This is a genomic window from Streptomyces iconiensis, from assembly GCF_028657195.3.
In the GTDB taxonomy this organism is placed as follows: domain Bacteria; phylum Actinomycetota; class Actinomycetes; order Streptomycetales; family Streptomycetaceae; genus Streptomyces; species Streptomyces iconiensis.
The window spans coordinates 48,211-72,113 of the sequence record NZ_JANCPR020000034.1; the positions used below are offsets into that span (position 1 = coordinate 48,211).

20 protein-coding genes and 1 riboswitch are annotated in these 23,903 nt (G+C 70.8%); of the genes, 9 read left to right on the forward strand and 11 right to left on the reverse strand.

What is annotated here, in order from left to right; translation table 11 throughout:
• Nucleotides 1-31: 31 nt before the first annotated feature.
• A complete protein-coding gene (locus NMN56_RS29200; RefSeq protein WP_274040261.1) occupies nt 32-1,348 on the reverse strand; it encodes a hypothetical protein in 1,317 nt (438 codons plus the stop codon).
• A gap of 87 nt (nt 1,349-1,435) precedes the next feature.
• Between NMN56_RS29200 and NMN56_RS29205 the strand changes: the two genes are divergently transcribed.
• The 3 genes from NMN56_RS29205 to NMN56_RS29215 all read left to right on the forward strand — a co-directional run bounded on the left by NMN56_RS29205 (nt 1,436) and on the right by NMN56_RS29215 (nt 3,088).
• Nucleotides 1,436-1,711 carry a helix-turn-helix transcriptional regulator gene (locus NMN56_RS29205; protein ID WP_274040260.1) on the forward strand — a complete coding sequence of 92 codons (276 nt, stop codon included), beginning with the start codon at nt 1,436-1,438 and terminating at the stop codon, nt 1,709-1,711.
• Nucleotides 1,708-2,247 (forward strand): hypothetical protein, encoded by a 540-nt coding sequence (locus tag NMN56_RS29210; protein ID WP_274040259.1) that lies wholly within the window; start codon nt 1,708-1,710, stop codon nt 2,245-2,247. The genes NMN56_RS29205 and NMN56_RS29210 overlap by 4 nt, the downstream gene beginning before the upstream one ends.
• Before the next feature lie 82 nt (nt 2,248-2,329).
• A complete protein-coding gene (locus tag NMN56_RS29215; RefSeq protein WP_274040258.1) occupies nt 2,330-3,088 on the forward strand; it encodes an aminoglycoside adenylyltransferase family protein in 759 nt (252 codons plus the stop codon).
• A 91-nt stretch (nt 3,089-3,179) separates the two neighbouring features.
• Here the strand turns inward: NMN56_RS29215 and NMN56_RS29220 are convergent, their stop codons facing one another.
• Nucleotides 3,180-4,964: a hydroxysqualene dehydroxylase gene (locus NMN56_RS29220; RefSeq protein ID WP_274040257.1), complete on the reverse strand. Its 1,785-nt coding sequence runs from the start codon at nt 4,962-4,964 to the stop codon at nt 3,180-3,182.
• Nucleotides 4,965-5,184: 220 nt separating this feature from the next.
• A complete protein-coding gene (locus NMN56_RS29225) occupies nt 5,185-5,832 on the reverse strand; it encodes a class I SAM-dependent methyltransferase (protein WP_274040256.1) in 648 nt (215 codons plus the stop codon).
• Nucleotides 5,833-6,325: 493 nt separating this feature from the next.
• Here NMN56_RS29225 and NMN56_RS29230 point away from each other — a divergent pair, with 493 nt between their 5' ends.
• Entirely contained in the window at nt 6,326-6,469 is a 144-nt protein-coding gene (locus NMN56_RS29230; RefSeq protein WP_274040255.1) for a hypothetical protein, read from the forward strand.
• Nucleotides 6,470-6,748: 279 nt separating this feature from the next.
• Here the strand turns inward: NMN56_RS29230 and NMN56_RS29235 are convergent, their stop codons facing one another.
• Both NMN56_RS29235 and NMN56_RS29240 read right to left on the reverse strand, forming a co-directional pair.
• On the reverse strand, nt 6,749-7,477 hold the full coding sequence (locus NMN56_RS29235) for a LuxR C-terminal-related transcriptional regulator (RefSeq protein ID WP_274040254.1): 729 nt from the start codon (nt 7,475-7,477) through the stop codon (nt 6,749-6,751).
• Complete coding sequence (locus tag NMN56_RS29240; protein ID WP_274040253.1) at nt 7,474-8,790, reverse strand: PspC domain-containing protein; 1,317 nt, start codon at nt 8,788-8,790, stop codon at nt 7,474-7,476. The genes NMN56_RS29235 and NMN56_RS29240 overlap by 4 nt, the downstream gene beginning before the upstream one ends.
• Before the next feature lie 152 nt (nt 8,791-8,942).
• Here NMN56_RS29240 and NMN56_RS29245 point away from each other — a divergent pair, with 152 nt between their 5' ends.
• Together NMN56_RS29245 and NMN56_RS29250 are read left to right on the forward strand one after the other, a co-directional pair.
• Nucleotides 8,943-10,670 (forward strand): PspC domain-containing protein, encoded by a 1,728-nt coding sequence (locus NMN56_RS29245; protein ID WP_274040252.1) that lies wholly within the window; start codon nt 8,943-8,945, stop codon nt 10,668-10,670.
• On the forward strand, nt 10,667-10,882 hold the full coding sequence (locus NMN56_RS29250; RefSeq protein WP_274040251.1) for a hypothetical protein: 216 nt from the start codon (nt 10,667-10,669) through the stop codon (nt 10,880-10,882). The genes NMN56_RS29245 and NMN56_RS29250 overlap by 4 nt, the downstream gene beginning before the upstream one ends.
• Before the next feature lie 169 nt (nt 10,883-11,051).
• Here the strand turns inward: NMN56_RS29250 and NMN56_RS29255 are convergent, their stop codons facing one another.
• The 4 genes from NMN56_RS29255 to NMN56_RS29270 all read right to left on the reverse strand — a co-directional run bounded on the left by NMN56_RS29255 (nt 11,052) and on the right by NMN56_RS29270 (nt 15,559).
• Complete coding sequence (locus tag NMN56_RS29255; RefSeq protein ID WP_274040250.1) at nt 11,052-11,618, reverse strand: DoxX family protein; 567 nt, start codon at nt 11,616-11,618, stop codon at nt 11,052-11,054.
• A 247-nt stretch (nt 11,619-11,865) separates the two neighbouring features.
• Nucleotides 11,866-13,128 (reverse strand): hypothetical protein, encoded by a 1,263-nt coding sequence (locus NMN56_RS29260; protein ID WP_274040543.1) that lies wholly within the window; start codon nt 13,126-13,128, stop codon nt 11,866-11,868.
• A 278-nt stretch (nt 13,129-13,406) separates the two neighbouring features.
• Nucleotides 13,407-14,216: a class II aldolase/adducin family protein gene (locus tag NMN56_RS29265; RefSeq protein ID WP_274040249.1), complete on the reverse strand. Its 810-nt coding sequence runs from the start codon at nt 14,214-14,216 to the stop codon at nt 13,407-13,409.
• Nucleotides 14,217-14,341: 125 nt separating this feature from the next.
• A complete protein-coding gene (locus tag NMN56_RS29270) occupies nt 14,342-15,559 on the reverse strand; it encodes a C40 family peptidase (RefSeq protein WP_274040248.1) in 1,218 nt (405 codons plus the stop codon).
• A 303-nt stretch (nt 15,560-15,862) separates the two neighbouring features.
• Between NMN56_RS29270 and NMN56_RS29275 the strand changes: the two genes are divergently transcribed.
• Nucleotides 15,863-16,216 (forward strand): hypothetical protein, encoded by a 354-nt coding sequence (locus NMN56_RS29275; RefSeq protein ID WP_274040247.1) that lies wholly within the window; start codon nt 15,863-15,865, stop codon nt 16,214-16,216.
• A gap of 250 nt (nt 16,217-16,466) precedes the next feature.
• Here NMN56_RS29275 and NMN56_RS29280 read toward each other — a convergent pair whose 3' ends face one another.
• Nucleotides 16,467-17,666 carry a C40 family peptidase gene (locus NMN56_RS29280; RefSeq protein ID WP_274040246.1) on the reverse strand — a complete coding sequence of 400 codons (1,200 nt, stop codon included), beginning with the start codon at nt 17,664-17,666 and terminating at the stop codon, nt 16,467-16,469.
• A gap of 8 nt (nt 17,667-17,674) precedes the next feature.
• A riboswitch (cyclic di-AMP (ydaO/yuaA leader) is annotated at nt 17,675-17,843 on the reverse strand.
• 162 nt (nt 17,844-18,005) lie between these two features.
• On the opposite strand from NMN56_RS29280, the gene pcrA reads away from it, so the two are divergent.
• Nucleotides 18,006-20,474, forward strand: coding sequence for a DNA helicase PcrA (gene pcrA / locus NMN56_RS29285; protein ID WP_274040245.1), 2,469 nt, complete (start codon nt 18,006-18,008; stop codon nt 20,472-20,474).
• 232 nt (nt 20,475-20,706) lie between these two features.
• On the opposite strand, the gene NMN56_RS29290 is transcribed toward pcrA, so the two are convergent.
• Complete coding sequence (locus tag NMN56_RS29290) at nt 20,707-22,449, reverse strand: M23 family metallopeptidase (protein ID WP_274040244.1); 1,743 nt, start codon at nt 22,447-22,449, stop codon at nt 20,707-20,709.
• 1,000 nt (nt 22,450-23,449) lie between these two features.
• Between NMN56_RS29290 and icmB the strand changes: the two genes are divergently transcribed.
• Nucleotides 23,450-23,860, forward strand: coding sequence for a coenzyme B12-dependent isobutyryl CoA mutase small subunit (gene icmB / locus NMN56_RS29295; protein WP_274040542.1), 411 nt, complete (start codon nt 23,450-23,452; stop codon nt 23,858-23,860).
• Nucleotides 23,861-23,903 lie beyond the last annotated feature (43 nt).

The window sequence follows — 23,903 nt, forward strand, 5'->3', positions numbered from 1 at the left end:
TGTTCCGGCTCCCGCAGGCGACGTCCCGCTCTCAGTAGCCGAGGCCGGGGGACGAGGAAACTCCGCCGCGCAGGTTCATGGTGAGCTGGTAGCCGTGGTCGAGCGAGCCGCGCAGCCGGTTGGCGTCATGGGCGGGGACGTGGCGTTCCCGTATCCACAGGTCGACCGTACGGCGCAACTGCTGTCGCCCGTCCATGAACCAGGCGGCGGCGTCCTTCTTGCCGTGGCCCGACGCCGCTGCGCCCTCGACGGCCCATGCAGCGGCCGACTTCGTGGGCGCGCGGTGCTCGGCGGCGCTCTCGGGTATGTGCGCGGCGGCCGAGGGACGCGCGGAAGCGGCGTAGCCGCCCCGGCTGTGGCGGAGTACGGCGGCGTCGAAGGCAGCCGCTCCGGAGATGTCTCCGTCGGCGAGGTGCCGGTCGCGGGCGTGCGTGAGCACGGCGATGCCGTCCATGCCGGTCTGCAGCCGCGAGAAGGCGGTGCGCTCGGAGTCGGCGCGCTTCGCCTTCCCTCCGACCACGGCCTCGTCGCCGTGCACGGGGTCCAGGGAGGCGGCGGCTTGTGCGCGGAGCGCGTCGTACAGCGTGGCGTAGCTCTCCGGGTCGGCTGCGAGGTCCTGGATCACCGTGTTGAGAGCGGATGAACTGCGGTCGTCATGGGAGAAGTTGACGCGCACCTGGTCGCTCCGCTTGTCGAAGGTGGCGCCGGCCTCCCGCGCGTATCCGCTGACGCCCTCGTTCACGGACGCGGGCCAGCCGGAGAGCAGGCGTGCCGCGTACGGCCTGAACCCGGCGGGGAACGCGGCCTCTTCCTCGCTGCCGAGTGTGCGCACGGACGCGTGCAGGACACGGGACATCGCCTGGGTGTGACGTACGGCGCGCGCGTCCCCGGCCTTCGCGCCCTCTGTGGCCTTCGAGCCGCCGTCGGCCTTGGTGCCCTCCCCGGCCTTCGCGCCCTCCCCGGCCTTCGCTCCTGTGGTCGCGGCGAGCAGGATGCGGCCGATGACGTGGGACCCGGAGGGGCCGTCGCAGGTGTTCCAGTGGTCCTGGGCGAGGAGCTGCGTCAACCTGTCGCTCTCGGCGTCTCCCTGGCCTCCCTCGCCCCCTCCCTCTCCCGCGCTCTCGTCAGCGGGTGGGAGGGACGCCGCGTCCGGGCCCGGATCGAGGGTGCGGGTGGCGCGTTCGGGGTCGTCCGCCAGACGTGCTGTCGCGCGCGGTGGCGTCCAACAGGCGTCGCCCGCCTGTGCGTTGAGGGCGACGACGCCGGAGGCTCCCACAAGGACCAGCACCGCCACGGGTATCCACAGTCCCGGCCGTATCCGGCGTCGCTCTGCCCCCTGTTCACTCATGCGGATGACGCTACCGCTCGGAGGGTGGCGTGAGCGACCGGTGTGCGGATGTTGTGTTCCTGCGGCCGTATGTAGTACTTCTTATACATGAGCGAGCACGTGCACAACAGGCTGGCGGCTGTGCGGGCCGAACGGAAGGTCTCGCGACAGCAGCTCGCCGAGGCGGTCGGGGCGCACTACCAGACGATCGGGTACATCGAGCGCGGGCAGTACAACCCCAGCCTCGACATGGCGCTGCGTATCGCCGCGCATTTCGAGCTGCCAGTAGAGGCGCTGTTCTCCCTGGAGCCGCTCCGCCCGCTCACGGCCGAGGTCTACGGCAAGGACAGCGACACACAGCGAACGGGGAGGAACACGGCATGAACGCCAACGCGACGCGCTACGACAAGGCCGACAGGGGACGCTACGACAAGTGGACGTTCAAAACCATGAACGACCAGCGCACCAAGGGCTACCACGCGACCCGGGCCGCCCGGCGCCGCATAGTCGCCGCGCACCTCACCACCACGGCGCTCGGCCTCGCGGCCGTCATCGGTGCGTACGCCGCCTCACGCCCGTGGCTGCTCGCCGTTCTCGTCGCCGCGATGATGGTATGGACCCCGCTGACCGGCCTTCTCAATTCCATGACCCGCGGACTGTTGGAACTGCGTACGCGCCTCCTGGACGAGCGCCAGCTTGCCGAACGCGGCACCGTCCACACCTTCGCCCACCGCATCACAGGGTGGGCGCTGACCGCGGCGCTCTTCGCCTTCCTCGTCGCCTCACTCGCCGGCGCCTCCCTCGCCTCCCTCACGGTCCCTCTGGCCGCCACAGGGCTCGCCCTCCTCGTCGTCCAGCGCCTCCTGCCGCTGTGGATCGCGGCCGTTCGCGTCGCGGACGAACCCGAGGACGAGGAGTAGGCCCCGCCCCCGTGGAGGAGACCGGGTGCCGGGGGTGAAACCCCTGTGCGTGCGCGGGGGACGGGGGACCAGACTGACGGCCATGGATCAGGTGCGTGCCGTCGTGGGGCTGGTCGACCGGGTGTTGGGGGACGCGGTATTGGGGGCCTACTTGCACGGTTCGGCCGTGCGCGGCGGGCTCCGTCCTGCCAGCGACGTGGACGTACTGGTGGTGTCGCGGCGGGCGATGGACGAGCGGGAACGGCGCACGCTGACCGGAGGGCTGCTGGAGATCTCGGGGCTCTCGGCCGAGGTGCGGCCGGTCGAGCTGACGGTGGTGGTGCGGTCCGAGGTCCGGCCGTGGCGCTACCCACCGACAGGGGACTTCCTGTACGGGGAGTGGCTGCGGGACGAGTTCGAAACCGGCGCACTCCCCCGCGCTGAGCCCATGCCGGATCTGGCGTTGCTGCTCACGATGGTGCTGGCCGGCGACCACCCGCTGCAGGGACCGCCACCGGCGCGGCTCCTGGACCCCGTACCGCACACGGACCTGGTGCGGGCGAGCGTGGCCGGCCTTCCCGGCCTCATGGACGAGCTGGAGGACGACACCCGTAACGTCGTACTGACCCTCGCCCGCGTCTGGTCCACGCTCGCCACCGGCGAGATCCGCTCGAAGGACGCCGCCGCCGACTGGGCTCTCGCCCGACTGCCCCCGGAACACGCCCCCGTACTGGAGCACGCCCGCTACTTGTACCTCAACAGCCTCTACACGGAGGAGCGTTGGGACACCGCTCTAAGGGAGAGCGTGCGCCCCTACGCGGACCACGTGCTGGCCGGGATCGACCAGCTCAGGGACGGATGAGGGGCGCGGCTCCCCGGCGGCGCCGAGGCCACCGGGGGCCGCAGGGGACCGCCGGACGTGGATCGCCGGACGGGGGCTGTCGGTGGCCCGGCTACCCCAGGTCCAGCGCGTTGCGCAACCCCAGGCGGTACCGCACGCGGTCGTGCCGCTTCAGCGCCTCGATCGCGGGGGCGCGGAAGAGCGGGGTGAGGGTGCAGCGTTCGGCGTCGGAGCCCTCGCGGTCCAGGAGGGCGTTGACGGCCTGGCGGGCCGACGCGTTGGCGCCTTCCATGGTGGCGAGGTCGATGTCGACGGTCACGTAGTCGCCGGCCAGGTAGAAGTTGGGGATACGGGTGGCAGCGTCCGGGCGGTTGTGGAGGGTGCCGACCGGGTGGATGAGCAGCTCGTCCTCGTTGATGGGGTGCGGTGTGCCGATGCCGTCGACGCCCGGGTCCAGGAACCAGGAGTGCAGGGCGCTGTCCTTGAGCACCGTCTTGCCCGTGTCGTTCAGCGCGGCCTTCAGCTGCGCCCACACCTCCTTGGCGACCTCGTCCCGGGTGCACTCCTTCGCCGTCTTCCCGTAGAGGATGCCCCTCTTGTCCCACTCGGAGATGTCGACGGACAGGCAGTCGGCCGCGACGCCGTCCCCGTAGTCGGCGGGGAAGTCGCGGTCGGGCCAGTGCGTCGCCTGGCTGATGGCGGTGAGCGACCAGGGGGAGTCGATGCAGTTCAAATGACCGTTCAGGATGGGGGTGCGCTCGGTCAGATAGAACTGGATGCCCGTCATCCAGTCGGTGCGCAGCTTGTCGCAGCGCGCCAACTGGGGGTCGGCCGCCCGTAGTTCGCGGCTCCACAGCAGCCGCGCGTGCTCGACGGGGAGAGCGCAGACGTAGTGGTCGGCCGTGATGTTCTCCCGCTTGCCGTCCGCGTCCTCCACGGTGACGTAGGGGACCTTCCCGTCGGCGTACGGGATGGCGCGTACGGTCGAGCCGACGCGGAACTCGACGCCCAGGGTGCGCAGATGTTCCACCCAGGGGTCGATCCACGCCTCGTTGGTGGGCGCGTTCAGTATCCGGTCGGGTGGCCCGTCGGCGCCCAGGCCCAGCGCGTTGAAGACGAACGCCTCTCCCAGGGTGCCCACGGTGCGCGTGCTGGCTTCCTCGGCCTTGGTGGCGACGATGTTGCGGGTGATGCCGATGGCGAGGATGCGCTGATAGTCCTCGGACATCTTCTCCGCGCGCACGAACTCCCACCAGGGAGTGGCCTCCCACTGCTTGTCGCGCCGCTCGTCGCAGCTCGTGAGGAAGACCAGCGCCCGGTTGACGAAGTACGCCGCCTCGCGCGCGGGGAGCCGCAGCGCGGTGTCGAGGAGGGCCCGCAGCATCCGGGCGATGTCGTCCAGGGACAGCTCGGGCGGCTGGTTGCCCTCCCACGGGATCGGAAAGCGCAGGTCCTCGCGGCCGGTGCGCGCGAACATCATCTCGCGCGGGAAGACGAGGTTGTCGAACACTCCCCGTGCGTTCCCCGGGAACGGTATGCGCCGCATCGTGTCCGGCAGGTTGTGATAGATCCCCGGGATGAAGCGGAAGCCGTGCTCGCCCGGCAGCGGCTTACGGCCTCCCTTCGCGCTGTCCGGCACGTCCATGCTGCGGGCCTTGCCGCCGAGCGCGCGGCGCTCATGCACGGTGACGGCGAACCCGCGTTCGGCCAGTTCGTGCGCTGCTGTGAGCCCGGCGACACCGCCGCCCAGCACCGCGACGGTCGGCCGCTCCCGCGCCCCGCGCCCCCGGCCGCCGTCCCGCTCGGCTGCCGTGGCGACCGTGCCCGCCGTCGCGGCGAGTGCGGCCGTCGCCCCCGCACCCGCCACGAACGTACGTCTGGTGGATTCCTTACGCATCGTGCCCGTCCCCCTCCGACTCCCGCTCCCCGGCCCGCCCACGGCAAGCCCTCCGGCTTACCGGTGGTAAGCCATGCGGTCGCAGGAGCATAGAGCGGCCACACGCACCCCGGAAGGCACGCGCACCGCATGCGCGACAATGGCCGAAATCTCGTCCGCTGTACGGGAGTTGGGCCGCATGCCCGTGCTTCCCGAACGCGGGGGGCCGGGCAGCCGCTGCCTAGGCTCTACGGGTGAGCAGGTGCACCCCCTGGAACTGCCGCCGGTCGGTGGGCTGGGGCTCGCGAACCATCCGGGCCACCTCGGCCAGCCCGGCCTCGCGCAGCAACGCGGCCAGGTGGTCGGGCCACCACCGGTAGGCCGGAGCGACCGCGTGATCGAAGACCTGCGTCGGCCGGGACGGACCCTCGCTTGCCGAAAAGCCGATCAGGAGGTGGCCGCCAGGTGCCAGCACGCGGGCGAACTCCGCCAGAACGGCGGGGAGTTCCCGTGGGGGAGTGTGAATGACGGACCACCGGGAGAGCACGCCGCCCAGCGTGCCGTCAGCGAGGTCCAGCCCCGCCATTGAGCCCACCTCGAACCGCAGGCCCGTATATGCCTGCCGAGCCAGCTCGATCATCGCGGGAGAGGCATCGACACCGAACGCCTTCAGCCCCAGCCCGTCCAGATGAGCGGTGACATGGCCGGGCCCGCACCCCAGGTCCGCCACCTGACCGTCCCCCTCCGCACGTACCGCCTCCGCGAAGGCACCCAGGAACGCGCGGTCCAGAGGGCTGTCGCGCAGCGAGTCGCGGAAGAGCTGCGCATAGGTGGAGGCGGCGGCGTCGTAGGACTCGCGGGTGGCGCTGAGGGCATCGTGTTCGACCATGCGCGCGACACTAGTTCCCGGCACTGACGACACCGGGTCCTGGCGCTGAGACGCCGGGAGGGCAGCGGCGCTCCCGCCTGTGCGCCCGTTCCCGCGCACCGTTCTTTCGCAGCCGACCCTGCGTACCCGTTCCTGAGCGCCAGTGCCTGTTCGGCCGCGCTGCCGCGGGCTGTGCGTGGTGCCGCGGAAGCTGCGGGCTGTCGCGCGTCGGCGGTCGGGGGCTGAGGCGATTGCCTTCAGGTCCTGCCAGGCTCAGTTCGTCCTGAGGGCCTGTCCGGGCTGCCCGGGCTCACCGTGCGGGAGGGTGCCCTGGTCACCGCTCCTCACGTGGCGTAGTCGCCCCAACTCGTAGCGTAGGATGCGTACTTGATGGCGCACCGAGTGCGCCTCCTCCCCGAGATGGCTTTTGCGTGTCGGACCCCTGCCCAGGGGGCCCGAACGGGCCTCCTCCGGAGCGGTCCCGGCTAGGCCGCGCTGTTGGGAGGAGGCGCCAGTGGGGCGTCATCGAAAGAAGGAGTGTTCCCTGCGGGCCGAGGCCCGCGCCGCCACCGTTCTGGTAGCCCTCGGGCTACTGATCGGCACCGGCGCGGCACTCGGAAAGTGGGCGGCAAGCCGCCTGCTGAACCGCTCGGAGTGACCCACTACCCCCCGAAAACCTGGGGATAGGGAGTCATAACTCCAAGGACCCTCGTCGGCCGCTGTTGCCTAGCAGCCGGCGGGGGTTTCTTCTGTTGTGCGTTCGGAGTGACCCACTACCCCCACATAAGCTGGGGATAGGGAGTCATAACTCCAAGGACCCTCGTCGGCTGCTCCTGCCAAGCAGCCGGCGGGGGGTTTTCTTGTGTGTTCTACGGTACCCCGCACATACCCGCTCGCGCAGCCGTGCCACGAACGAGGGAACGGCGGGGAGTTGGGGTCACACCAGTCGTCGTGCCGTGGCCCAGCGGGTGAGTTCGTGGCGGTTGGAGAGCTGGAGCTTGCGCAGTACGGCGGAGACGTGGGACTCGACCGTCTTGACGGAGATGAAGAGCTGCTTGGCGACTTCCTTGTACGCGTAGCCGCGCGCGATCAGACGCAGGACCTCGCGTTCGCGCTGGGTGAGGCGGTCGAGGTCCTCGTCGACGGGGGGCGCGTCCGTGGAGGCGAAGGCGTCCAGGACGAAGCCCGCGAGGCGGGGCGAGAAGACGGCGTCGCCGTCGGACACGCGGAAGATGGCGTTGACGAGGTCGCCGCCGGTGATGGTCTTGGTGACGTAGCCGCGCGCGCCGCCCCTGATGACGCCGATGACGTCCTCGGCGGCATCGGACACCGACAGCGCGAGGAAGCGTACGGGCTGGTCGGCGTCGCCCATCATGGGGGCGCTGCGGCGCAGCACCTCGACGCCGCCGCCGCCCGGAAGGTGGACGTCCAGGAGTACGACCTCGGGGCGGGTGGCCTGGATGACGGTCATCGCCTGGTCGACGTCCCCTGCCTCGCCCACGACCTCGACGCCGGTCTCGTCGGTGCGGCCGATCTCCGCCTGCACGCCCGCGCGGAACATGCGGTGGTCGTCGACCAGGACGACACGGACGCGGCGTTCTCCGCCGGCTCCGTCGCCGCCGCCGTTCCCGGCGTCGCTGTGCTGCTCGTTCGTTGCCTCGGTCACGACTCCGCCGCCCTCTCCATCTCCAGCTCCACCTCTGTACCCTCGCCCGGTGCCGTGCGCAGCCGCGCGGTGCCGCCGTTGCGCTGCATCCGGCCGATGATGGACTCGCGTACGCCCATCCTGTCGTCCGGCACCGAGTCCAGGTCGAAGCCCGGCCCCCTGTCGCGTACAGAGATGAAGACCGTACGCCCCTCGACCTCAGCGAACACCTGCACGGCGCCGCCCTCACCACCGTACTTGGCGGCGTTGACCATCGCCTCGCGCGCGGACTGGAGCTGCGCCGTGAGGCCCTCGTCCAGGGGGCAGTCGCCCACGCAGACCACCTCCACGGGAACGCCGTGGTAGTCCTCGACCTCCGCCGCTGTGGCGCGTACGCCCTCGGCCAGCGTCGCGGGGCCCTCTGTCTCCTCGCCGGACTCGCCGGCCGTCTTGCCCGTACCGTCCGGCTTGTAGAGCCACGCGCGCAGCTCGCGTTCCTGGGCACGCGCGAGGCGGGCGACTTCGCGCGGCTGCTCGGCGTTGCGCTGGATCAGCGTGAGGGTGTGCAGCACCGAGTCATGGACGTGTGCGGCGACTTCGGCGCGCTCCTGTGCGCGAATGCGCATCAGCCGTTCCTCGGACAGGTCCTGCATCATCCGTACGAGATACGGGCCAGCCATCAGCGCGATGCCGACCAGTACGGCGAGTGCTGCCTGGAGTACGGAGCCGAGATGGCTGACCGAGCCCTGGACGACGACGATGCCCGTGACGCCCACGGCGACCAGCGCGACGCCGGCCGCGCTGCGCGCGATGGGCAGCAGCCGCTTGCGGCGGCTGACCTCGGCCCAGTGGGCGCGGCGGGAGTTGTCGGCCTGGCGCCACACCAGCGCGACGCCCAGCCCGATCAGGACAACCGGCCACAAGTAGGTGTTCGCCGCGCCGAACTGGAGGTTGTCGACGATGATCACCACGGCGGCGATCAGCGCGATCATGGCGAGGATCTGGCCCTTGTCGGGCTTGCGTACGAAGCGGCGCCGCCTGCCGTCGGGCCCCGTCACGGCCTCGGCGAAGCCGCCGCCCCGTACTCCGCCTGTGCCCAGTGGCACGACGAACCAGAACGCCGCGTACAACAGCACCCCGAGCCCGTTGGCGACGCTCAGCGCGATGAAGACGATACGGACCCACGAGACCGGCAGCCCCAGGTGTCCAGCCAGGCCGCGTGCGACACCGCCGAGCATGCGCCCGTCCGCGCTGCGGTACAGCTTGCGCAGGGACTGCTCTTCGGGGGGCGGCTCCGTGGACGCGTGCGCGGTCGGAGGGGCTGGCGCTGTCATGCACCGATCGTCACATGCCCTGTGGTGCGGGACATCAGGGTTGAGCCCTGAAGCGCCCCCGATGCGCTCGGCCGTCCCCCCGGACGATCTCAGGGAACCGTCCGGGTAGGGCCCCGATGCCCCGGCGTGCCCGGGCGGCGACCATAGGGCGTATGACCGAGGAGGAGCAGGGACCCCCGGGGCGCGGCGTCACATCCGCCGGGACAGCGGGCGGCGTACCCGCCGGTGGCCCGCCAGAGGACGCCTCGCCGGACGATGCCTCGCCGGGCGATGCCTCGCCGGGCGACGGTGCGATCGGCGGTGCGCTCGGCGGTGCGCCCAATGGAGGTGCGTCCGGTGGCGGTGTGCCCAATGGAGGTGTGTCCGGTGGTGGTGCGCCCGCCGGGGCCCGGCGCGGCGGGCGCGCGGGTGTCGCCGAGGGGGCGCGGGGTGCGGAGAAGCCGAAGCTCAGGCGCAGCGGTAAGCACAAGGTCGCCGGCGGTGTGTGCGGGGGGCTGGGGCGCTACTTCGACCTCGACCCGGTGATCTTCCGGGTGCCGCTGGTCGTGCTCTCCGTCGTCGGCGGTCTGGGGCTCGTCTTCTACGGCTTCGCGTGGCTGCTCATCCCCGCCGACGGCGCGCGGGAGAACGAGGCGCGGCGGCTGCTGTCGGGGCGCGTCGAGGGCGCCTCGCTCTCAGCGATCCTCGCGGCGCTCGTCGGCTGCGGCCTGTTCCTGGCCTCCATCGGCAGCCGCAGCGTGCCCTTCTCGGTGCTGCTGATCGGCGCCGTCGCCGGTGCGGCCTTCTGGTCGCAGCACAGGCGGCAGGCCGAGGCGGCGGGTGCCGAGGGCGCGCAGGTCGATCCGACGACCGCACACGCCGTCGCCGACGCGCCTCCCGAGACGCAGGCGCCCCCGGCGCCCTTCGCGCCCTCGTGGTGGCGTGAGCCCCTCACCAAGGAGGCGGGCGCCACCAAGGAAGCCGGGGCCGGGGGCGCGGAGGGTATTCCCCTCGGCTACCTGTGGGGCCCTGAGGACGCCATGGAGCACGTGGGGCCGCCCAGGACGGACCCGCGCGGGTTCGTGCCCGAGGGCACCGCAGGGCCCCCGGGGGCGCCCGCCGTACCTCCCAAGGGCGGCCCGCCGGCGCGGCAGACCAGCGGCTCGCTCGGCGGGCTGATCCTCCTGCTCGCCGTACTCGCCGGAGGGATCGCCACAGCGGCGACCTGGAACACCAACCCGCTCGGCACCAGCCTCACCGTCGGACTGAGCTGCGCGCTCGCGGTGTTCGGCATCGGTCTGGCCGTGAGCGCGTTCGTGGGCCGCGTCGGAGCGGGCACGATCGTCGCGCTCGTGCTGACCTCGGGACTGCTGGCGGGCGCTGCGGCGCTGCCCAAGGACATCTCGGCACAGTTCCGCGATGTGCGCTGGGTCCCCACCGCGACCAAGGAGGTCGAGCCGCACTACGACCTCGGGTCAGGCTCCGGCGAACTCGATCTGCGCGAAATCGGCCTCAAGAAGGGCCAGTCCGTACAGAGCGAGACACGGGTCGGCGCGGGACAGATGAAGATCGTCGTGCCCTCCGACGCGACCGTGGAGGTCGAGGCCGAGGTGGGTGCGGGCGACACACGGTTCCCCAAGAGCCTGGACGCGGACGGCGATGTCGTCTACGACACGGCGGGCGGGTTCGGGCAGAGCCGCTCCATGACCCTGCGTCCCTTGGACGGTGCCGTCTCACGGGGCACCATCGAGCTGAAGCTGAGCATCGGCCTCGGGCGCGCGGAGATCGTCAGGGAGCTGCCGTCGGGTGAGCGGTCCGACAGACAGGTGGGACCTGACGCCACCGGGCCCGCAGGAGACAGCCGGCCGGCGGAAGACAGCCAGGAGGGAATGAACCCGTGATCAGGCACTCGTTCGAGCCCTCGCGGCTGCTACTGGGACTCATCATGCTGGGCGCGGCCGTCGCCTACTTGATGGACGCCTCGGGCACGTGGGAGGTCCCCTTCTGGGCCCTCCTCGTCATCGTCCCCGCCGCCCTCGTACTGGCGGGCCTCACCGCCCTGATGACCCTCGTCACCCGCCGCACCCTGGCACGCAGGCGCGGGAGCGAGTGAGGAACGGCCCTGCGCCTCCGTACGCACGGCGGGGCCTTTTCGTGAGCACCGGGAGCACTACTGGTTCGTGAGCACCAAGAGCACTACTGGTTGCTCACTTCCTCCTGGTTGCCACTATTCGCTCCTACTGGGTGCGCACCTTCCACCGGGCACTCGCTCCGCCCCGCCATCAGCCGAAGATCTGCTGGCCCCTGCGCCTTCTGCGGACGGCGAGCAGCGCGTCGACGGAGAGCATGGGCGAGCCGGCCATGACCAGAGGGAGCCAGGCCATCAGGTAGGGGAGATCGTTGCCGTAGTAGTACGGGTCGCTCGCCCAGCTCACCGTCATCCACAGGCAGAAGGAGATCAGGGCGCCTCCCGCTGCGGCCAGCCGGGACCATAGGCCGAGCAACGTGGCCAGCCCGACGGCGAGTTCACCGCAGGCGATGGCCAGGCCGAACCCTTCGGGACTGTGCTGTGCGAGGTCGACCATCCATGTCGCAGCGGCCGTGTCGTGCACGGAGTCCAGCGTCCCGGAGAGTGAGCCGGGGCCCGAACCGGTGAGGAACGCGGAGTCGGTCAGCTTGTCGATTCCCGCGTAGACGAAGGTGATTCCGAGGAAGAGGCGCAGCGGCAGCAGCGCGTACCGCGACGCCGTGGCGCGCAGTCCCACGGGCGCCCCGGCGACGGGGCCCTGAAAGCTGCTGACCGCCTTCGAGGCGCCGCTGTCTCCGCCCGGCCGTCCTGTCAGAGGCATGCGCGTCCCGCCTTCCGCAAGCGTGTTCGGTGTACGGGGCGATTCTTCCCGTACCGCCTCCCCTGAAGGCAAGTACGGACCTCGGAGTCGGGAGGTTCCGTGCACGCATACGGGTCCCCGCGGGGCGTGAGCGGGTCCCTACGGGGCAGTCGGCGACCGCGTCCCCACGGGGTCGGTCCGCGACCGCGTTCCTACGGGGGCCGGTCCGCGACCGCGTCCCTCCGAGTCGGCCGACGTCCCCGCGGGGTCAGTCGACGACGTCGATCGGGTACCTGTTGGTCTCCACACCCGCAGCCGTGACGACCTGTACCTCGACCCTGCCGGGCTCGACCTCCACAGGAACGGGCACCGTGACGGTGGCGTCCTCCGGGCTGGTGAAGCCACCGGCGACGGGGATCAGCGGCACATGGACGTGCACCGTGCCGATACGGACCACCATCCGCGCGAGCCGGTCGGGAGCTCCCGCACCCGGCGGAATGAAACCGGCGCCCCGGATCTCGATGTCGTCGCCCGTGCGGATCGGCGCGTGCAGGTCACCGATCTCGCGGGCGCGTACGACCGACAGGACGACGGGCCGCCCGCCCTCGGCGTACTTCCCGGCCAGGTACGTGGCCGCCGAGACGACCACAAGGAGTGCCAAGCCCCATGGAAGGTCGGGGAGTTCGTCCGGGCGGCGGGTGAGGCGTACGGCGGCGAAGGTGACGGCCACCGCGTTCACCAGCGCGTACTGCACATCGGAGAACGAGCCCTTGCCGCCGTCGTCGGTCAGCACGTCGGAGGCGCGCGGACGGTCGGCCCGCACCTTCTGCAGCCGCCTGCCCTGCACCCGTACGGCCACGACGCGGCGGGCCACGACGGCCACGCCGCAGGTGAGCGCCAGCACGGTGAGGACGCCGGCGGCGCGCGACAGGTCGAGGCCCTCCAGGAGGACGCGGCGGTCCCCGGCTCCGGAGGTCCCGGCCAGTTCGGCGGCCAGGAGCAGCACGGCGAAGACCGCGAGCAGCACCCATGAGGCCGCCACGACGCGTGAGGTCGACAGCCTGTTGTCCTCACCGATGACGGGAGCCAGGGCACCGCCGCGTGCCCGGTGCAGCCAGGCGGCGACGGACAGGGCTCCGGCGGCGACCACGGCGGCCACGAGCGCGGCCGTGCGCGCCAGCGACCATCCGGACCCGGAGGCGAGGGCGGTCACCAACTGGCCGAGCAGCAGCGCGCCGACGGCGGACCATACGGCGATCACGGTGCGCTTCCACAGGCGTGCCACCCACACCTGCCCCTCGTCGCGCCCCCGGTCGGCGACGGTGCGTGCCGACTCGGTCAGCTCGTCGGACACCCACTGGCGTGAGGCGCTCTGTGAGTGCGCCAGACCCGCGGGGACACCCTGGCCGTCAGCGAGTTCGTCACGGCGCCGCAGAAAGGCGTCCAGGGCGCGGCGATAGCCCTCCCTGGCGCTGTTCGGACAGTCGTCGCAGGCGCAGCGCGAGTGGCTGTGCGCGTGCTGCCGGGACAGGTGCGAGGGGAGCGGAGAGCGGGAGCGGGTGCCCGGGGGTTCCTCGTAGGAGCTGTTGCACGCGCCTGTACCGGCGTGGGTGCTCGTACGCGCGCCGGGTACGCGTGCCGCACCCGCGCTGTCCGTTCCTCCCACGCCGCTCGTTCCGCCTGTGCCGCGCGCCTCACTGGCGCCGCCCGAACCCTTCGAGCCGTCCCGAGCCGTGTCCACGGCCACTGCGCAACCCCGCCTCTCAACTTGCAAGCAATGGAAGGGGATTGTGCCTTATATGGGCGGGGTCAGCTCAGCAGGTCAGGCTCGTCGCGGGTGATACTCGTGTAAAGAGGTTGATAGTTGATCCACGCGACGAGGTCGCTGCCGAGCTGTTCGCGGGTCGCGACGGCGCTCCTGTGGTCGATGGGTACCGGCTTGCCCGCCGCCTTGGCCGACAGCTGGATCTCGCAGGCCCGCTCCATCTGGAGAAACCACCACGCAGCCGCGTCGACCGAGTCCCCGACCGTCAGCAGGCCGTGATTGCGCAGGATGACGCCCTTGTGGGACCCGAGGGCCGCCGCGATGCGCCCGCCCTCCTCCTCGTCCACCGTCACGCCCGTGTAGCGGTCCAGCAGCGCGTGGTCCTCGTAGAAGGCACACGCGTCCTGGGTGATCGGTTCCAGGGGCTCACCGAGCGCCGAGAGCGCCCTTCCGTACGTCGTATGGCTGTGGGCGACCGCGACGACATCCGGCCGCGCGCTGTGCACGCGTGAGTGAACGACGAACGCCGCCTGATTGACATGGTGGCGGCCCTCCAGGACCTGACCCTCCTGGTTGACGAGGATCAGATCGCCGACCGTGACATGGCGGAACGGGATGCCGAAGGGATTCACCCAGCAGCAGTCCGTGAACTCCGGGTCCCTGGCGGTGATATGGCCCGCTACTCCCTCGTCGTACCCCAGGCGTGCGAACAGCCGCAGCGCGGCGGCCAGCCGCTGCTTGCGGTGTGCGCGTGCCTCCCGTAGCGAGGTGTGTTCGGGCGGCATCGCCAGATGGAGCCGGTCGGGGGGTATCGGCGCTGGCTCCTGGCCTGGGGGCTGTGCCGGCTGGGTCATGGACGGCTCCTCCGTTCCGCACATCCGCGGGCGCGTACGTACGGGAACGGAAGCTACCTCTGGGTACCGCAAGTGAACAGGGGTGCGCGATCACCAGTGCCGCCCCCGGCGTTCGGAGCGTTCGGTCATCCCGGGCGGACGGCGCCGGAGAACGGCATCTCGCTGATCGGCGCCACCCGTACCGCCGTACCGGGGCGCGGGGCGTGGATCATGCGTCCCCCGCCTGCGTAGATGCCCACATGGCTCACGCTGTCGTAGAAGAACACCAGGTCGCCCGGCGCCAGTTGGGAACGGGACACACGCCTGCCCGACTCGATCTGGCCATACGTCGTCCGGGGCAGCGAGACGCCTGCCGCCTTCCACGCGGCCTGAGTCAGACCGGAGCAGTCGTACCCGGAAGGTCCCGTACCGCCCCACACATAGGGCTTGCCGATCGCCTGCCGCGCGAACGCCACGGCACGCGCCGACCTCCCCGACGGCGCCTGCGCCGCACCGGGCACCGCCTGCGCCGCGCCGCCGGCCGCACCCTCCGCCGTACCCGCTCCCTGCCCGGAGGAGGCGTTCCGTCCGGCCGGAGCCGCGTCCCGGGCGGCGCCCGCACGGGCGGACTTCGGGACGGCTTTCTCACGGAGCGCCTTCGCGCGCTCGCGGGCCGAGAGGCGGTCCAGTAGTGCGTTCGCCTTCTTGAGCTTGTCCCGCACGGTGCGCTTGTGGTCGCGCGCCTTGTCGGACGAGGTCTCCAGTGAGGAAGCCGTCCGCTTCGCCTCCCCCCGCAACTGGGCCAGGTCACGCGCCTGCCGGGAGATACGGTTCACCGCCCGCGCCTGCTGGTCGCCGGCGCGCTCGGTGACGGCAGCACGCTCCAGGTAGTCCTCGGGTGACGAGGAGAGCGCCAGCCGCAGCGTCGGGTCGGCGCCGCTGCCCTCGCGGTACTGCGCCGTCGCGTACGAACCCGCCGCGTCCCGCGACGCGTTCAGCCGCGCCCTTCCGCGCGCCGCCTCGTCGCCCAGGGACTCCAGCTTGTCCTGCGCCTTGTCCGCCCTATCCCGCGCGCCGTTGTACTTCTCGGTCGCCCGCTCCGCCTCGCGGTGCAGCCTGTCCACCTCGCTTCTGACCTGAGCGGCGCTCTGCCGGGGCTGTGGCTGCGGCTGCGCGTGCCCCGAGCCGGCGAAGGAGGTCCCGCCGACCGCACCCGCGAGCGCCAGCGTGAACGCCGCGCGGACGGCGGAGAGCCGGGTACCGGATACCCGGGCTGCCGGGAGGGCGAGCCGTGCTGCCGGAAGGGACAGCCGGACTGCCGGGAGGGAGAGGGAGGGTGTGGGGGGCTTTCGGTGCGAGGCCATGGTGAGGCCGTCACTTCCTTACGTCATCACGTCGAACGGTCGTATGGGGCCCGGCAGCCGGAGTGGCCGCGCCGACCGGCGAAGGCGCGGCCACCTGGACGAGGACGCTAAGCGGGCACCCCGTGATCCGGCGAGACAATGACCGTTACTGTCCGCATTCGTCCGCCTCGGTACGGTCCCGTCCGTGCGGGCGCCTGATGCCCGACGCATATGCGTCACGCCATGACCGAGGAGCGTTCCGGCCTCGACGGTCCGGCGGGGGGTGTGCTAGTGGGCCCGAGATGCCCCGGATACGCTCCGGGCATGGACGTACTCATCAATGTCTTCGTCGGCCTGCACATCGTCGGTATCGCCGCGCTGCTCGGCGGCTTCTTCACGCAGATGAAGGCGATGGGTCGAGGCGAGGCCCGGATCGCACCCGGCATGCTGCACGGGGCGCTGACGATGCTCGTGACCGGCGTCGCGCTGGTGGGCCTCAACCAGGCCGACGACCAGTCGGTGAACAACGTGAAGATCGGGATCAAGCTTGTCCTGCTCATCGCGATCCTCGGCATCACGTACGTCAAGCGCGACGACGAGAAGGTGGCACCGCCCGTCTTCGGCGCCGTCGGCCTCCTGACGCTCGCGAACATCTTCATCGCGGTCCTCTGGGTATGACACCGGACGCATGAGGGCGACACCGGACTCGGCGGGCGCGGAACCGCGGTCCTACAGGTGCGGCCTTCCCGGCGTGCGCGCCTGTAGCTGCGCGCTTGGGGACGAGCCCCTGTAGGCGCGGCCCCCTGGACCGCGGACCCATGGACCGGCCGGCCCCTGAATCGCGGCCTCATGGACGCGAAAAGGCGCCGGACAGGCCGAGTTCGGCCCGTCCGGCGCTCTGTGACTGTCCCTGTCAGGCCCGGCGGGGCTACGCGGGGCGCACCGCCGAATGGAACGGCATGTAGTCGATGGATTCGTAGCGTATGTTCGCGCCCGGCTTGGGCGCGTGGATCATCTGACCGTCGCCCACGTAGATGCCGACGTGACTGACATCGTCGTAGAAGAAGATCAAGTCCCCGGGCTTCATCGCCGACTTGGCGACCTTGGTGCCGACCTTGACCTGGTCGAAGGTCGTACGGGGGAGCGAGACGCCGCCCGCCTTCCACGCGTCCTGGGTGAAGCCCGAGCAGTCGTAGGAGTTGGGCCCCGTGGCGCCCCACACATACGGCTTGCCGAGCTGCTTCTTGGCGAAGGCGAGCACCTTCTGTGCCTTCGCGCCGTACGAGCTGTCCGGCGTGCCTGAGCCGTCGCCGGGCTGGGAGCCGCCACCGCCGGGCTGCTGCGAGCCTCCGTCGCCGCCCTCACGCTGCCGCTCGCGCTCCTTGCGCGCGGCCTCGCGCTGTGCGGCCTCGGCGCGCTCCTTGGCCTTCTCGCGGGCCTCAGCGCGCTTTTGGCGCTCGATCTCGGCGAGGCGGGCCTTCTCCTGCGCCGTGAGCTCGGACAGCAGCTGGCGTGCCTCGGTGAGCTTGGACTGGATCTCGCGCTTGCTCGACTTGAGCTTCTTCTGTGAGGCCGCGAGCGAACTGAGCTGCTCCGTCGCCTCGGCACGCTTCTCGTTCGCCGCCTTCTGCGACTTCTGGAAGCTGGCGACGGCCTCCTTCTGGCGCCCGGTCATCCGGTCCATCAGGTGCGACTGCTTGAAGAAACCCTGCGGGTCCTTGGTCAGCAGCAGCGTCGCGGTCTGTGAGACGCCGCCGGTGCGGTACTGCGCCGCGGCGTAGGTGCCCAGGACGCGGCGCTCGTCGTTGAGCTTGTCCGTGCGCTTCGCGACCTGGTCGAGCATGCCGTCGACCGCCTCGCGCTGCTTGTCGGTCTTCTCCTTGGCCGCGTTGTACCTCTGGGTTGCCGACCCCGCCTGCCTGTAGAGGGTGTCGACCTTGTCCTTCACGTCCGACAGCGACTGCTTGCCGCCGCCGTCGTCGGGGTCGGCGGGTGCCGCGTTCGCGCCCTGGGAGAGCAGCGTGACGGAGGCGAGCGCGGCCGTCGTGACGCCTATGGCGCCCCGCGACCAGGCGGGGGACGTGGCGGACTGGAGAACTCGGGTGCGCGGCTTGCGATGCGACGCCAAGGCCGGCGACTCCTTCCGTGAACCGCTTACCGGGTTAGCTGCCGGGTTCGGGCTTCGGAAGGTTGCCCTACAGAGCGCGACCCTCCCGTGGGGGAGGTGAGGGACCGCTCTGATTCACCCCTGGTGGTACGTGTGGGTCCCCGGTTCCGGCAAGGCCGGACTCAGCGGAGGCTGCCCGCGCCGGCGCTTTCGCCGACTGGGGGGCCAGGCTGCCTGAGAGGGCACCGTAGCCAAGGTGTGGTGCGCCTGTGAAGGCGGATGTTCGATTCGCCGCTATCTTTCCGTTATCTTCGCCGTGATCCGGCCGTTGTCGGTGGGGCCGCCTAGACTCGGGCGACGATGAGCAGCCTTTTCGACGACAGCTTCCTCGCGGACCTCGACGGCACAGCCCCCGAGGCGGACGCGCCCCCTCCGCCACCGGAGGGCGCCGAGCGCCATGGACCGGACGAGGAGATCCCCGACGATCTCTTCCAGGGCACCTTCGCGGGCGCGGGCGCCGCAGGGCCGGGACGTGACGCTTACCACAGAGACGGTGCCCCGCGCTCCGTCGTCGACCCCGCTGCGCTGCTGGACGGCATGAACGAGCAGCAGCGCGAGGCCGTCGTGCACACCGGCTCCCCCCTGCTCATCGTCGCGGGCGCCGGCTCGGGCAAGACCCGTGTGCTGACCCACCGCATCGCGTATCTGCTCGGCGCGCGCAGCGTCCACCCCGGTCAGGTCCTCGCCATCACCTTCACCAACAAGGCCGCCGGTGAGATGAAGGAGCGGGTCGCCGAGCTGGTCGGGCCCCGCGCCCAGTCGATGTGGGTCTCCACGTTCCACAGCGCGTGCGTACGCATTCTGCGCCGGGAGAGCAAGAAGCTGGGCTTCACCTCATCGTTCTCGATCTACGACGCGGCCGACTCCAAGCGCCTGATGGCCCTGGTCTGCCGCGATCTCGATCTCGACCCCAAGCGCTTCCCGCCCAAGGCGTTCAGCTCGAAGGTCTCGAACCTGAAGAACGAACTGATCGACGAGGAGGACTTCGCCGGCCAGGCCGGCGACCAATTCGAGAAGCAGCTCGCCGAGGTGTACACGATGTACCAGGCGCGGCTGCGCGAGGCCAACGCGCTGGACTTCGACGACCTGATCATGACGACGGTCCATCTGCTCCAGGCGTTCCCCGACGTCGCCGAGCACTACCGCCGCCGCTTCCGGCACGTACTCGTCGACGAGTACCAGGACACCAACCACGCGCAGTACCAGCTCGTACGCGAACTGGTCGGCCCTCCCGAGGAGCAGACCGAGCTGTGCGTGGTGGGCGACGCCGACCAGTCGATCTACGCGTTCCGCGGTGCCACGATCCGCAACATCCTCCAGTTCGAGGAGGACTACCCCGAAGCGACGACGATCCTCCTGGAGCAGAACTACCGCTCCACGCAGACGATCCTCAGCGCCGCGAACGCCGTCATCGAACGGAACGAGGACCGGCGCCCCAAGAACCTGTGGACGCAGGCCGGTTCGGGCCCGCGCATCACCGGTTACGTCGCCGACACCGAGCACGACGAGGCGCAGTTCGTCTCCGAGGAGATCGACAGGCTCACCGACGAGGGTCAGGCCAAGCCCGGCGACATCGCGGTCTTCTACCGCACCAACGCGCAGTCCCGCGTCTTCGAAGAGATCTTCATCCGCGTCGGCCTGCCCTACAAGGTCGTCGGCGGCGTGCGCTTCTACGAGCGCAGGGAGGTCCGCGACATCCTCGCGTACCTGCGGGTGCTGGCGAACCCGGAGGACGCGGTGCCGCTGCGCCGTATCCTCAACGTCCCCAAGCGCGGCATCGGCGACCGCGCCGAGGCGATGATCGAGGCGCTCGCGCTCCGCGAGAAGATCACGTTCCCGCAGGCGCTCGTCCGCGTCGACGAGGCGTACGGCATGGCCGCGCGCTCCGCGAACGCCGTCCGGCGCTTCAACGCGCTGATGGAGGACCTGCGGACCATCGTCGAGTCCGGAGCGGGACCCGCCACCGTGCTGGAAGCGGTACTGGAGCGCACCGGCTACCTCGCCGAACTCCAGGCGTCCACGGACCCGCAGGACGAGACCCGCGTCGAGAACCTCCAGGAACTCGCCGCCGTGGCGCTGGAGTTCGAGCAGGACCGGAGCGATGAGGAGACGCCGGGCACGCTCTCCGACTTCCTGGAGCAGGTCGCGCTCGTCGCCGACTCCGACCAGATCCCCGAGGAGGGCCAGGACGACGGCGTCGTCACCCTCATGACGCTGCACACGGCGAAGGGCCTCGAATTCCCCGTGGTCTTCCTGACCGGCATGGAGGACGGCGTCTTCCCGCACATGCGCGCCCTCGGCCAGGTCAAGGAGCTGGAGGAGGAACGCAGGCTCGCCTACGTGGGCATCACCCGCGCCCAGGAGCGGCTGTATCTCACCCGCGCCGTCATGCGCAGCGCCTGGGGCCAGCCGTCCTACAACCCGCCTTCACGCTTCCTGGAGGAGATCCCCGCGGACTTCCTCGACTGGAAGCGCACCGGCTCCGCCGGGCCGCCCGCAGGTTCCGGAGCGGGCGTCTCCGCCTCCCTCTCGTCCTCCGTCGGCGCCTCCGCACGGCGCGGCGGCCCCTCCGGGTTCGCCACACGGCGCGCGAACGAGCGCCCCGTGGTGTCCCTTCAGGTGGGCGACCGTGTCACGCACGACAGCTTCGGGCTGGGCACCGTGGAGTCCGTCACGGGCAGCGGCGACAACGCCGAGGCCACGATCGACTTCGGCGGCGAGAAGCCGAAGCGGTTGCTGTTGCGGTACGCGCCGGTCGAGAAGCTTTAGCGCTGCGCTGGCTGGTGCCCGTGTGTGGGTTGCCGTGAGTGTGTTGCGGGGCTCGTGAGTGTCCCCCGCCGTGGGTGCGTTGCGCGGTGCTCTCGTGAGTGCCACGAGGGTGCCCCTGTGGGTGCGTTGACGGGTGCGGGGCGTTTGTGGCTGGGCGCGCAGTTCCCCGCGCCCCTGACGGGGCGCAGTTGCCCGCGGTCCTGACGGGGCGCGGTCTGACGGGGCGCGGGGGTCAGCTGATGTTGAGGCCCTTGTCCTGGAGCCAGGGGATGGGGTCGACGGCCGAGCCGCCGCCGGGGCGTACCTCGAAGTGGAGGTGGGGGCCTGTGGAGTTGCCCGAGCTGCCGGAGTAGGCGATGGTGTCGCCCGCCTTGACCTCGCCGGAACGGATCTTGGAACTGCTCAGATGGCAGTACCACGTCTCGGTGCCGTCCTTGGCGGTCACGATCGCCATGTTGCCGTAGGACATGTCGTACTTCGTGGTCACCGTGCCGTCCGTGGCCGCCATGACGGACGTGCCGTAGCTGACGGGGAAGTCGATGCCGGTGTGTACGGACATCCAGTTGACGCCTGCCTGCCCGTAGTGCGCGCTGAGGGTGTGGTCCTTCACCGGGATCACGTACTTGGGCCGCATCGCCTCCTTGCGCGCGGCCTCCTTGGCCTTGCGTTCGCGCTCGGCCTCCTGGCGCTGCTTGAGGTCGATGCGCTCCTGGGTACGGCTGGCGCGGTCGGCGAAGTCGTCGGCGTCGGCCGAGAGTCCGGCGAGCTGGCTGTCGAGCTTGTTGTTCGCGGCGGAGGGTTTGACGGGCCCGGTGTCGGGTGCGGCGACCGGCGCGGGTGAGCCGGGCTTGTCGCCCTCGCCGTCACCGCCGCCCATCACGGTGGCGGCTGCCGCACCTGCCACACCCATGACGGCGACGGACGGTACGGCCACGGTCATCAGCGCGCGGCGGCGGGGCTTGGGGGAACGGCGGCGTCCGCGCGAGTGCGGGGCCACGGCGGCCGGCGGCGCGGCATCGGGCTCGTACCCGGCGTCGGGCTTGTAACCGGGGCCGTGGTCGCGGTCGTGCTCGTGGTCGGGAACGCGGTCCTCGCCGTATCCGTGCGAGTCGTACGCGTGGCCGTCGTCGTGGCCCTGGCCCTCGTCGTAGGGAAGGCCGCCGTCGAAGTCGTGGGCAGCGCCAGGGGCTTCCGTCTCGCGGGACGCCGGATCAGGAAAGCCCCAGGTGTCGGCCGTGTCGTACTCGTGCTGCTGCGCGAAACTCCACTGGCCGGTCGCGTCCTGGTCGCAGGCGTACGCGCTGTCCTGGCCGAACTGCTCGAACTGGCCCGTGTGACCGGGCTGCTGTTCGCCATAGGTGTCATGGGGCGCGTAACCGGCGCCGGCCTGCGCCTCGTACCCGCCGCCCTGGGGCGCGTACGCCTCGGGGGACTGGTGCGCGGCGTAGTCGCCTTGCGTGCCGTACTCGTCGTACCCGTAGGCCGCGTTCTGGGCGCTCAGGTCCCAGGCGCCCGTGCCCCAGCCACCCGTGTCCTGGACACCGAAGTTCCACTGGCCGGTCCCGTCGGCCGGAGCGGGGTAGCCGTAGCCGGTGGACTGGTCGTAACTCGCGGTGTTCTGGGCGCCGGTGCCGTACGCGCCGGTGCCGTACGCGCCGGTGTCGTACGTACCCGTGTCGTACGTACCCGTGGGGTAGGCGCCGGTGTCGTAGGCACCGGTCGCGTAGGTGCCGGTGCCCCAGGAGGTGGGGGCGTACGTTCCCGTACCGCCGTCGCTGCCGGGGAGGTTGCCGAAAAGGGGATCTTCGTCGCCGTAGGAGCCGGTGGCGTACCCGTCGTACGAGTCGGCCGGGTGGGGTCCCGTGCCGTAGGTGCCGTACGCCGACTGTCCGTAGTTCGCGTCATACGCGCCGTACGAGAAGCCGGAGCCGGGGTCGTCGGGACTCGGGACTCCCGACGGATGACGGTCGTTCACCACCAACTTCTCTTTCGCCTCGGCGACAGGGGCGGAGCAGTGCGGTGACTGTACCCGGCGGTATGCGACGGCGACAATCTTCGGGGGGTTTTAGCCGCTGAGGAAAAGGGCAATCGGCCGTCTTTCGGCGGACTACGGACTGGTAGCCGGGGCCGAGTTCGAAATACGTTCGATGGGAAATGATCGTCAGGCCAGGCCGCCCGCCGCCCGGGGCCGCACGGTCTGAACAGCGATTCCAGCGCCCAACTCCGCCCGAATACGGGCCGAAACACCGTAGTCCACCGGCAGTGCCAAATGTCCTACTCGCTGCCACGGGACATTGGATACCCGCAGGTCGGAATGGTCGAGTCGGGCGGTTTCCGGGGGGAATCAGCAAAGTCCCGAGTGAACTCGGGAAACAGAAGGAACGCGTCGCGCACGCCTCCGGTGTCTCAACGGTCAACTCCCTGAGCACGGGCGAACCGGGGCGCACCTGCGCGCGATCGAGTGCGGCGGGAGCGCGGGGACCACGTGTGTGCCGGAGCGCGGCGGTCCCGGGGAGATCGCCGCACGGACGCGCGCGTCGCCCCCGAGGCGTTGAACCTAATAGCGGGCGATCGGCCCGCGGTCGCCGCGTGCGGTCGCGAGGACGCCGCCTCCCGGGAGTGCTGGGTACGGGCAGTCACAGATCGGCTCGCGTGGATGCCCTGCCGGATCGGCGCGTGGGGCGGTCCGTGCGCGGTACAGGGGTGAACGCGGGGGATGCGGACGCGGTGTGGGCGCGGTGCCGATGTGGTGCGGGGAGTGGGTCCGGCCGTGCGGCTCTCCCCGGTCGCTCCTGTTCCGGTGGATACGTGGGGGTACGACATGAGTCATGCGCGTTGTCCCACGTGTGATTTCGCCCTCCCTTCCGAGCGTGGAACGGCCGGGTGCGGGATGCTGGGGATAACGTGCGTTCACTCCCCGTAGCTGGGGCGTCTCGTAGGCCCTCGTAGAGGTAGATCTCGTAATGGAGGCAGTGATGGGTGTGTCGGGTCCGATCCGCGTGGTGGTCGCCAAGCCTGGGCTCGACGGGCACGATCGCGGCGCCAAGGTCATCGCACGCGCGCTGCGCGATGCGGGCATGGAGGTCATCTACACCGGCCTGCACCAGACGCCGGAGCAGATCGTCGACACCGCGATCCAGGAGGACGCGGACGCGGTGGGCCTGTCCATCCTGTCCGGCGCCCACAACACCCTGTTCGCACGGGTGCTGGAGCTGTTGCGCGAGCGGGACGCCGCCGACATCAAGGTGTTCGGCGGCGGGATCATCCCCGAGGGCGACATCGCGCCGTTGAAGGAACAGGGTGTCGCCGAGATCTTCACGCCCGGCGCCACCACGAACGAGGTAGTGAGCTGGATTCGCGAGCACGTCGGGCCAGTTGCCGCCTGAGCCACCCCTTCAACCGCCTGGCACCTCCGCACTCCCTCCACCG